At 40.7% G+C, this 11266-nt stretch carries 8 protein-coding genes; 5 read left to right on the top strand and 3 right to left on the bottom strand.

The window, feature by feature from the left end; all coding sequences use genetic code 11:
* Window positions 1-415 precede the first annotated feature (415 nt).
* Complete coding sequence (locus CWB76_RS18115) at window positions 416-1306, top strand: TIGR01777 family oxidoreductase (protein WP_138609491.1); 891 nt, start codon at window positions 416-418, stop codon at window positions 1304-1306.
* Window positions 1307-1440: 134 nt separating this feature from the next.
* Window positions 1441-2619, top strand: a complete 1179-nt coding sequence (locus tag CWB76_RS18110; protein ID WP_138609489.1) for a GGDEF domain-containing protein — start codon at window positions 1441-1443, stop codon at window positions 2617-2619.
* Window positions 2620-2681: 62 nt separating this feature from the next.
* Here CWB76_RS18110 and CWB76_RS18105 read toward each other — a convergent pair whose 3' ends face one another.
* Complete coding sequence (locus CWB76_RS18105; RefSeq protein ID WP_332871403.1) at window positions 2682-3341, bottom strand: DUF2987 domain-containing protein; 660 nt, start codon at window positions 3339-3341, stop codon at window positions 2682-2684.
* Window positions 3334-4143 carry a glucosaminidase domain-containing protein gene (locus CWB76_RS18100; RefSeq protein WP_138609487.1) on the bottom strand — a complete coding sequence of 270 codons (810 nt, stop codon included), beginning with the start codon at window positions 4141-4143 and terminating at the stop codon, window positions 3334-3336. The genes CWB76_RS18105 and CWB76_RS18100 overlap by 8 nt, the downstream gene beginning before the upstream one ends.
* 181 nt (window positions 4144-4324) lie before the next feature.
* On the opposite strand from CWB76_RS18100, the gene CWB76_RS18095 reads away from it, so the two are divergent.
* Window positions 4325-5617 (top strand): anti-phage deoxyguanosine triphosphatase, encoded by a 1293-nt coding sequence (locus CWB76_RS18095; RefSeq protein ID WP_138609485.1) that lies wholly within the window; start codon window positions 4325-4327, stop codon window positions 5615-5617.
* An 84-nt stretch (window positions 5618-5701) separates the two neighbouring features.
* Here the strand turns inward: CWB76_RS18095 and CWB76_RS18090 are convergent, their stop codons facing one another.
* The gene (locus CWB76_RS18090; RefSeq protein ID WP_138609483.1) at window positions 5702-7858 is read right to left on the bottom strand and encodes a prolyl oligopeptidase family serine peptidase; all 2157 of its coding nucleotides are present in this window, start codon (window positions 7856-7858) and stop codon (window positions 5702-5704) included.
* Between the two features lie 153 nt (window positions 7859-8011).
* On the opposite strand from CWB76_RS18090, the gene CWB76_RS18085 reads away from it, so the two are divergent.
* Together CWB76_RS18085 and CWB76_RS18080 are read left to right on the top strand one after the other, a co-directional pair.
* Entirely contained in the window at window positions 8012-8323 is a 312-nt protein-coding gene (locus CWB76_RS18085; protein WP_138609481.1) for an Mpo1-like protein, read from the top strand.
* Between the two features lie 192 nt (window positions 8324-8515).
* Window positions 8516-11071, top strand: a complete 2556-nt coding sequence (locus CWB76_RS18080; protein ID WP_138609479.1) for a TonB-dependent receptor plug domain-containing protein — start codon at window positions 8516-8518, stop codon at window positions 11069-11071.
* The last annotated feature ends 195 nt before the right edge of the window (window positions 11072-11266 follow it).

Raw genomic sequence — 11266 nt, 5'->3', positions numbered from 1 at the left:
GCACAATAAATTAACCGTTTTTTGCCGTATATAGATCAGAGTTTAACTAGGGTCTGTTGACCTTTCAAGGTTAAATTTGCAGCAGTCTGTTTGGTATTTAGGCAAGGCAGAGCCTATGTGGTGTGGTTGTTCCCCATAAATAGGCGATAACGCAGCATTAATGCCAAACAGGCGCTGCCCAAAGGGTTCTGCCTAGGGGCAATTAACTCTTTGTTGCTCGGTTTTGACTTAGCCCACTAGGTTACAAACCTCCCGCCGCGATTAAATTGCCCCTAGTTTGAACAAATATTAATCCGCAAAGACCAACAGACCCTAGGTGATCATAAAAATTATTGGTACGTATAAGTTTGCAAATCGTTGAGCTGGAGAGTATAAATTTTAAACATCCTGCTTTTTTTATAATTTCGGAGTTGCAATGCATATATTTTTTACTGGCGCCACAGGCTTAATTGGTAGGCACCTTTGCCCTTTCTTGTTGCACCACCACGATGTTACTGTACTGAGCAGAAACCCAACCAAAGCAAAAGTATTGTTAGGGCACCAGGTTAACGCTATTGATAGCCTTGAAGATGTTGATTTTAATACCGTTGACGTGGTTATTAACTTAGCCGGTGAACCTATTATAAATAAACGTTGGAGTAATAAACAAAAAGCAGTCATTTGCGATAGCCGAATCATTGTTACGCAAGCGATTAGTGATGCTATTAAGCAGTGCCATACCCCGCCACATACTTTTATATCTGGCAGTGCAATTGGTTATTATGGTCGACAAGGCGACAGACTAGTTGATGAAAACAATACAGAGCCTCATGATGAATTTAGCCACCAACTGTGCAAAGATTGGGAGCAAGCAGCTTTAAAGGCTGAGTCTGACGAAACTCGAGTGTGCTTATTACGTACCGGTATTGTATTGGCTAAAAAAGGCGGCGCGCTTGGTAAAATGTTACCAGCATTTAAGCTTTGTGTAGGTGGTCCAATTGGCAATGGTGAGCAAGGTATGTCGTGGATCCATATAGATGATATGGTTCAGCTCATTTTATTTTTAATTCGCAATAAAGAAATATCTGGTGCTATCAACGCTACAGCCCCTGAGCCGGTAAGTAACAAGCAGTTTAGTAAATCATTAGGAAAAGCATTATCTCGCCCTGCGTTTATGCCTATGCCTGCTGGGGTGCTTAATATATTAATGGGTGAAATGGCCGACTTACTTACTACCGGCCAGTATGTGGTACCTAAAAAAGCATTAGACCATAACTATCGTTTTCACTTTACTAAAATTGACGCTGCATTAGAAAGTTTAGTCTAGCTACTGGCCTTAACGGATTAAGTTTGTAGTAGGGGGTAAAGTTAATACTTTTTACCCTCTTGCTATTTTTGTGTTACTACCTAATACTTATAGCTGTATAAACGCCTTCAATTAGCTAAAAGAGCCCCTTAAACATGCTTCATTTACCTACATTAATTAGCCTCTGTTTTATTCTTAACTTGTTTATTGCTGTGTTCTTTTTTTCTGTTTATAGATACAAAAAACAACCTTGCTATTTATTTTTTGCTACCGCCTGTTGCTCGTTTATTACCGCAATTGCACTAATTGGTTTAAGAGATTTTATTGAGTTTCCATTATTAACCCATTTTTTTGCTTACGTTTTTATTATTTTAAGCCCATTACTCATTATTTTAGGGTTAATACCACAAAGCCAAGCGCCCGCGATAAAATTAACGCCTTTATACTATGCAAGCGCCATGTGCTGCACGCTTTTACTTGCAGTGTACCTTATTGATGCAGGGCAAATTATTACCAGTATTATTACTGCTGTATTATTTAGTTACGCTGCGTATTTAATGATTAAAACTCCAAGTGTTGCTGTAGTCCAACAACGCTTACTCGTTGCCTGTTTTGCAATACACAGTGTGGTGATGCTGTTGCAAGTTGTACTCCTTGTTTTGCTCTACTCAAGCCAAATAAGTCAAGCCAGCTTAGCTTTTGGATTACAGTTGTTATTGGTAACGCATTTATTTTTAACTACCGCTACTGCGCTAATTTTACCGTTTATTAAGTTTGCTAATGCTGAGTCTAGACTAATAAATTTAGCGAATCACGATCCTTTAACGCAGCTTTTAAACAGGCGTGGATTTTTCCGTTTATGTAAAAAAATAACTAAAACCGCGCCTCTTAACAGCAGAGTATCGTTGATCATGCTCGATATTGACCTGTTTAAACAAGTGAACGACCAATACGGCTATGAAACTGGCGATGAAGCGATAAAGTGGATTGCACAACATATTAACGAATTGTTTTTTGAGCTTGGAGTTACTGCTCGGATTGGCGGAGAAGAGTTTGCTATTTTTCTTAATCAACAGAACTTAGCGCAAGCTAGGCTGTTAGCTCAAAAGCTTTGTAGTAGCATTAATGAATACCCGTTTTATTTTAATGGTAATAGCATTGCACTGTCTGTAAGTGCTGGGGTGAGTAGCATGTTAGTGCGCGAACTAAATATGCAAGAACTGTTGTTGCAAGCCGATAAACGGCTTTATCTTGCTAAAGAAACAGGCCGAAATAGAGTGGTCACCCACGATGAAAAAAGCTTGTTAGCAAAAGCCCCCTCTGCCATCATTTAATTTAGTCATAAAAAAACGACATCATAGTTGATGCCGCTTTTATACGTTTACCATTTTTATGGTTACTTACTGATCCAAGGCGTTACTTTAACAACCTCGTTAATATCAGCTAATATGGTTGTGTTATCTTCCCAGCTATCGGTTACTTCAAAATAACACACTGACTTTTCGCATGTTATACGCTCATCATCAAATTGCTTTGGAGTTTTAAAGGTAACAACCACGCCTTTTTGTTCAGGCAATAAAAACCACATTAGTTTGCTAACAAAAAAGCCAGATAGGTCTGTTAATAGCTCTTCAAGCTCATTATTAATAACTAATAACGATTGCTTTGATAACGCCAGTCCATCTAGTTCATTAGCTTCTATTTGTAACTTTAACTGACAGTCGTGAACCGGATTTTTTGGCTGAACTACAATCACCGCTTTATCGGTATCGAGCTGTTTATCGAACGGTAATAGCAATTGCGCTTTGTCGGTATAATTAAGCGGGTACTCATTTTTTTCAGTTAAAATAGTACCACTCTTAATACTACATACTTCGTTAGTACCAATATCGCTAATATAAAAGTTTACGCGGGCGTACTGAAAGTCCCCTTTGTTTACCACTTTTAAACGGTCGTAAAAACCGTCGTACGACATTACAAACTCTTTAGCAACCGCACTACTAGGGGCTATTGCAAAAAAGCTGGCTGTAACTAATTTTAATACCATTTTATTCATTAAAGTACGCTCGGTTTTGATTTATCATTGTATTTAATTCTTCAATGTACGCTTCACCACGTTCAGAGTAAGACATTAAACCATACGTTAATTTAGTCGCTAAAATAGGTTTTTGTTGTGCGCGTAAGTCTTCGCGTATAGTACGTAACTCTTTGTAAGCATTGTGGGTATTAATATTTTTAAAATAAGAGCTTACTGCTGCACGTACCGATTTAAATGCAGCCACTTCATGCTCGGCTTCACTATTACGTCTTCTTGGTACCATGCCACAGCCTTTTTTGTAGCACCATTGGCCAAAAAAGTTTAAGCCAATTCGTGCAAAACGCGAAGTACCCCATGCAGACTCATTGGCTGCCTGCATTAAGGCCATTTCTTTAGGAATGATGTCTACGCGGCGCAGTGCTTGGCTTAAAGTAATAGTATCTAAGGTTTCAGATAATCCGTACGACTTAAGTATTTTTTTAATATCACCCGTTTGTTTTTTACTGAGCGGTTCACTGTGCTCTATCATCATGCGTGCAATTTCAAGGTTTGCACGTTGTTGTAAAATCTTTTTGTTTTCGGCTTCTACATGAGGCTTAATAAAGTTAAAAAACGCATGTTTTTTCTCTTTCACATCAGTGAATTCTGAGAACTTTGGCAACTTAACGTTGTGCAATGGTTTTTCTTTCTTCTTCTGTTTTTTAATATCGTTAGTGCTGGTTTGCTCGTCTGATACTAGTTCATCAGCATCAATAAACGGAAGGGTCAACGCCCAAATAACAACGGCGGCTAACAACAACTGAAAAATAGTTTTTAACATGTATTATCTCAATTTAACTCTAAGTTATGTATGGTGTAGTCACATACATACGAAACATCATTATACCTAAGCCACTTTATAAACGCGAATACTGAACAACCGAATAAAATTCATACACCTATTGCTTACAATTTATAATATACTAAGTGCTAAAGCCGAAGACGAATTGATAGGTTGAGACATGGATAAACAGTGGCAAAATAGAATAATTGAACAATATAAGCACCGCCCTAACGATAACCGCTCTCCTTGGCAAATAGACCGCTCACGAATCATTCATGCTGCTGCATTTAGGCGTCTTCAAGCTAAAACCCAAATAATGGGTATTGGCTTAAACGACTTTTACCGTACACGCCTTACCCATTCATTAGAAGTCTCGCAAATAGGCACCGGCATATTACGCCATTTAAAGGCCCAACATCCAAGCTTTGAACATTTTCCATCTACTGGATTGCTCGAAACCCTATGTTTAGCGCACGATATAGGTCATCCACCGTTTGGGCATGGTGGCGAAATTGCACTTAACTATATGATGCGTGATCATGGTGGTTTTGAGGGTAACGCACAAACACTGCGCATTGTGGCAAAGCTAGAGCCCTACAGTAACGGCTACGGCATGAACTTAACTAGACGCACCTTGTTAGGATTTATTAAGTACCCAGCTTTTATCGATAACCTTTGGCATAACATCCCACAAGAAAATAAACAGCGTGCATTTATTAAAGCCGATGACTGGCGTCCAGCCAAAGGTATTTATAATGACGATGCCGCGATATTTAATTGGATTATTGAGCCTCTTAGCGCAAGTGATAAAGCGTTATTATCTAGCCAAGAACACGCAGATGCTTACCGCGCTAAAACCCGTTATAAATCACTCGACAGTGCTATTATGGAACTGGCTGATGACATTGCTTATGCCGTTCACGACCTTGAAGATGCCATAGCGACGGATGTGCTCAGTTTAGACGATTGGCAAACCCATGCATTGCCGCATTTACAAGCACTTGACTATGACTGGTTAAACACTTTGCTGGAATCACTCTCCAAGCGGTTATTTTCAAAGTATGAACATGAGCGAAAAGACGCCATAGGCGAACTGGTGAATACCTTTATTATTCATATTCATTTAGATACCCAAAACGATGAATTTGAGTGCCCTATTTTAAAGCACACCGCAAAATTAGATCAGCAATACGAAAATGTGCTACAGATCCTCAAACACTTTGTATTTCAGCGTTTAATACGCGACCCACAAATGCAGCAAATAGAATTTAAAGGGCAAAATCTACTCATAGAATTATTTACTGCGTTTGCCAGTGATCCGCTGCGCTTATTACCCGAAACCACGCAAGCACTGTACCTTGAAGCTGAGAAACATAATCAAGGCATGCGTATTATTTGTGACTATTTAAGCGGTATGAGCGACGAATACGCTTATAAAACCTATCAACGGTTGTTCTCTCCTATACAATAAGTTAGCTAATCTGAACTCAGGTTAGTCAACATGAAAGCCGAGTCACATACGTAACTCGGCTTTTCGTTAGTTTATAAAATCACACTACAGTGATTTAATGCCCATGTTGTAAAGCGTAAAACCGTACATGTCGGCATAAAGGTCAATAATTTTACTGGTTGGTGTACCTGCACCATGGCCTGCATTGGTTTCAATACGGATAAGCGTTGGGTTAGTACCTGCTTGATTCGCTTGAAGTTCAGCTGCAAATTTGAATGAATGCGACGGTACAACGCGGTCATCATGATCGCCTGTAGTGATCATAGTCGCCGGATATTCAACCCCTACTTTTACGTTATGAATTGGCGAGTAACCTTTTAAGTAATCAAACATTTCTTTACTTTGGTCGCTAGTACCGTAATCGTATGCCCAACCAGCGCCAGCTGTAAATGTATGATAACGAAGCATATCCAATACGCCTACCGCAGGTAACGCAACTTGAAACAAGTCAGGTCGCTGGGTCATTACAGCACCCACTAATAACCCACCGTTTGAACCACCACGCAGTGCTAAGCGTTTTTTAGAGGTGTATTTTTTATCTTGTAAGTATTCAGCTGCAGCAATAAAGTCGTCAAATACGTTTTGCTTTTGCAATTGTGTACCTGCTTTATGCCACTCTTTACCGTATTCACCACCACCACGAATATTAGCAACTGCGTATACGCCGCCTTGCTCAAGCCAAGCCGCTGTTGTAGGGCTAAAGCGAGGTGTTAAGCTTATATTAAAGCCACCATAACCATATAAAATAGTTGGGTTGCTGCCATTTAATTTAATATCACTTTTATAAGTGATAATCATCGGTACTTTAGTGCCATCTTTAGAGGTATAAAATACTTGCTCAGAGGTATAGTTATCGCTATTAAAATCTATCCCTGACTTACGGTATACTTTTGACTCACCGCTTTGCACGTCAAAGCTGTAAGTTGTACCTGGCGTTTTGTAGTTAGTAAACGAGTAATAAAGCGTAGTTTGCTCTTTTTTACCGCCAAAGCCACTCGCTGTACCAACACCTGGTAAGCTAATTTCGCGGATCAATTCGCCTTTTTTGTTGTACTGCTTCACTTTAGAAATAGCATCAACCATGTAGTTGGCAAAAAACGTATTTCCGCCAAGCGTTACATTAAGTACATTTTCAGTCTCTGGGATAAAATCTTGCCAATTTTCAGGCTGTGGATTGCTTGCATCAACCGTCACTACTTTTTTATTTGGTGCATTTAAGTTAGTAACCAAAAATAGCTTGCTGCCTTCGTTATCAATTACGCTGGTATCAGAGTCGGTATTACCCACTACGGTCACAAATTCGCTATCTGGCTTGGTTAAATCTTTAATAAATAACTTATTACCAGAGGTCGATACGCTGGCACTAATAAACAAGTAACGACCATCTTTGGTTGCTTTAGCGCCCACATAGCGGTGTTTTTGTTCTGCTGTATCGCCAAATACTAAAGTATCTTCGTCTTGATCTTGGCCTAACTTATGGTAATACACTTTATGTTGATCAGTTTTTGCAGAAAGCTCACTGCCCTCTGGCTTATCGTAGCTTGAATAGTAAAAACCGTCATTCGCTAGCCAGCTAACGCCACTAAATTTAACATCAACTAGTGCTTGCTCTACCTGCTCTTTGGTCTCGGTGTCTATAACAATGATTTTACGCCAATCACTACCACCTTCTGAGATTTGGTACGCTAACAATGAACTATCTTCTGAAAATGATAAACCCGACATTGAAGTGGTGCCATCTTCACTAAAAGTATTAGGATCTAAGAACACTTCAACTTCAGCGCCGTCTTTGCTGCGGTATAAAACGTACTGGTTTTGCAGGCCATCATTTTTATAAAAATAAGTGTAATCACCTTCAGTAAACGGAGCGCTGATTTTTTCGTAGTTCATTAGTTTTTCAAGGCGCTGTTTGAGTGTGTCTCTGTAAGGCACTTGTTCTAAATACGAAAAGGTTAGGTTGTTTTGTGTTTTAACCCATTGAGCCGTTTCATCACTCATATCATCTTCTAACCAGCGATACGGATCAGCCACGGTTTCACCAAAGTAAGTGTCAACCACAGCGCCTTTTTTAGTTTCAGGGTAATCTAGTGAGTTAACTGCTTTCATAGCTGTTTTTACTTTATTTTGAGTGGTGTTTTCTGCAGGTTGTGAACAACCCGCAAGTGCGATTACAACCGCACAGGTCAGTGTTTTTTTAAGCATTGCTTTATCATTATTTTATCTATAGTGAACCTAACCTATTAACTTTTACTGCTTTTGTCTATTGAGATGCGGTAAACGTCATTTATCGCTGTTAACCTGCGCTAAATTGCGCTTAAATAAATGAATAACTTTTAAACACTAACAGGTTGAGTAATGACAGAAACTAAATCCTTTTCTAGCTTTAAACGCTTTTACCCTTTCTATTTAAAAGAGCATCGGAATAAAACCTGTCGCAGACTGCATTTTATTGGCAGTAGTTTAGTGTTGTTACTAGCCAGCTATGCGCTTATTAGCTCACAATTCGTATTGTTATGGTTATTACCGGTGATTGGTTATGGCTTTGCATGGGTTGGGCATTTCTTTTTTGAAAAAAACCGCCCCGCCACATTTAAGCACCCGTTTTACAGTTTATTGGGTGATTGGGTCATGTTTAAAGATATGTTGATTGGCAGAATTAAATGGTAAATGGCTACTTACGCCTCGGTATTATAAACACCTCACCTTACTTGCTGTAAATAAATTGTAGATTGAATGTAATTCAATTGACCTCGATTGTAAAAATGGTCTAATTTGGCAACAGTAATTTCAATTAGTTCATTATTCTAACAAACACTATATTGAAACCACCTGAAGAGCATCGAATGAGGGAAATTAGTTATGCAAATTACACCGCTATTTACAGCAAAAAAGACCATCACTTTAAGTATCGCCGCTGCACTTGTAGGCTCATGGACGGCTAACGCTGCTGAGCAAGAGACTCAGGCGCAAGAAAACATTGAACAAATTAGTGTAATTGGCTCTCGCCGACTAGGCCGCACAGTTGAAGATAGCCCTGTTCCTATTGATATTATTAGTAATGATGCCTTAAAAAGTTCGGGGCAAACAGAAACCAATGCACTATTAAGTACGTTATTACCAAGTTTTAATTTCCCCCAACCATCAATTACCGATGGCAGCGATCATGTACGCCCCGCTCAACTGCGTGGCTTAGCCCCTGATCACACCCTAGTGCTCGTAAATGGTAAACGTCGCCACAGTAACGCGCTACTTAATTTAAACGGCTCAACGGGTCGAGGCTCGTCATCGGTTGATTTAAACGCCATACCTGCAAACGCGATTGAACGTATTGAAGTATTACGCGACGGCGCCGCAGCTCAATATGGCTCAGACGCTATTGCCGGGGTGATTAATATCGTCCTTAAAAGCAATAGCAGTGGGGGTAGTTTGGGTGCCGTATATGGTGCAAATATTACCGATATGGACGGTGTCGCGCAGTTACAGTCGGTTTCTGAGGACGCAAATGGTGACTTAGCTTTTACTGAGGGCAGCGACCGCTCGCTTACCGACGGCCAAACCTTAACTCTGCAAGGTAATATGGGGTTTGAATTAGGCGATAACGGCTTTTTGAGTATTTCTAGTGAATATCGCGATCGCAGCTCTACCAACCGCTCTGATTACGACCAACGCGAAAACTACGCTCGTTTACCTGATGGCTCTCTCGACCCACGCGAATTCACATGGGATCGTTACAACCATAACTTTGGTAACGGCACTGTTGAAGACTTTGCGCTGTTTTACAACGCAGGTTATCAGCTAGCTAACGATGCTGAGCTCTATTCTTTTGGCTCATACAGTAAACGTGAAGGCGAAGGCGGTGGTTTTTATCGTCGCGCCCAAGACAGCCGTAACGTTACAGAAATATACCCTGATGGCTTTTTGCCGGTGATCACCTCAGACATTGATGACTTTTCATTGGCTTTAGGTGTGAAAGGCTTTGCTAATGAATGGAACTACGATGCTTCTGCTGTATATGGCCAAGATGCCTTTAACTTTGGTGTTATTAATAGTTTAAACACTTCATATGGGCCAAGTAGCCAAACCAGTTTTGATGCCGGCACGCTAACTTACGATCAGCTGACTATTAATCTTGATTTTAGCCGTGAGATTGATGCTGACTTTTTAGCCAGCGGAATTAACGTGGCAGTGGGCGCTGAGTATCGCCGCGAAGGGTATGAAATTCAAGCAGGTGAAGAAGCCTCTTATGCGCGTGGTAATTTTGGCCCAGGTGGTGCCGTGACCGATCCGGTTAATGGCCCATTCGGCTCTGCAGGTTCACAAGTGTTCCCGGGGTTCACACCTGAATCTGCGGGTGATAACAGCCGCCACAATGTTAGCCTTTACGTTGACTTAGAAGCCTTTATTACAGATAACTGGAATGTTGCCGTAGCCGCCCGTTACGAAGACTACTCTGATTTTGGCGACACGCTTAATGGTAAAATTGCCACTCGCTATACACTTACAGAAGACTTAGCACTGCGTGGCTCTGTATCAACTGGGTTTAGAGCTCCGTCTCTACAACAGCAATACTTTACCTCGGTAGCGACTGTATTTGTGGATGGCGAACCAACACAGACAGGTACCTTTGCGCCAAGCAGCGATGTTGCCGTTGCATTGGGTTCACCGGGTTTAGACGCAGAAGAAGCTACTAACTACGGGGTAGGCTTTACGTGGTCAACCGACTTCAACTTCAGCTTATCTGTTGATTACTACCAAATATTAATTGATGACCGTATTGTGTTATCAAATAACTTATCGGGCGCAGGCGTTGCAAGCTTACTTGAGGGCACCGGCGCTAACCAAGGTCGATTTTTCTTAAACGCGATTGATAGCAAAACCCGTGGCGTTGACGTCGTGGCTTCTTATAATTTAATCACCGACAACTACGGTGATGTAGCTTTTAACTTAGGTTACAACTACGGTAAAAACCAAGTCACCGATATTATTGACCCACCAGCACAATTACAAAATGTTGGGGTTGAGCAAGATAATTTGTTCTCGGGTAACGAGCTACGTCGTTTTGAAGTGAGCACACCGCGCAATAAATACAACCTTAGCGCAACATGGACACTTAACGAATGGCGCACCACACTTCGCAGCACTCGCTACGGTGAAACACAAGACTCGTCTGAAAACCCAGAGCGTAACGAAGTGTTAGAACCTAAATGGATCACCGATTTAGATGTTGCCTATGCACTTAATAATAACCTTACTCTTAGCTTAGGCGCTAATAATGTGTTTGATGTATACCCAGATCCAACTCGTGAGCTGGTGAGCGATGTAACCACTTTCTCTCGCTTGTTCTCGTACTCGGGCTTTTCACCATTTGGTTTTAATGGCCGTTATGTATACGGCAAAATTGAAATGAAGTTTTAAGCTGTAGCTTAAACCAAAAAGCCACACTAAATAGTGTGGCTTTTTAATAGCTTAGGGTCTGTTGATCTTTCAAGGTTAAATTTGCAGCAGTCTGTTTGGTATTTAGGCAAGGCAGAGCCTATGTGGTGTGGTTATTCCCCATAAATAGGCGATAACGCAGCATCAATGCCAAACAGGCGCTGCCCGAAGGGTTCT

Source organism: Pseudoalteromonas sp. S1609 (assembly GCF_005887255.1).
GTDB lineage: Bacteria > Pseudomonadota > Gammaproteobacteria > Enterobacterales > Alteromonadaceae > Pseudoalteromonas.
This window is presented reverse-complemented; position numbering and strand designations above follow the sequence as displayed.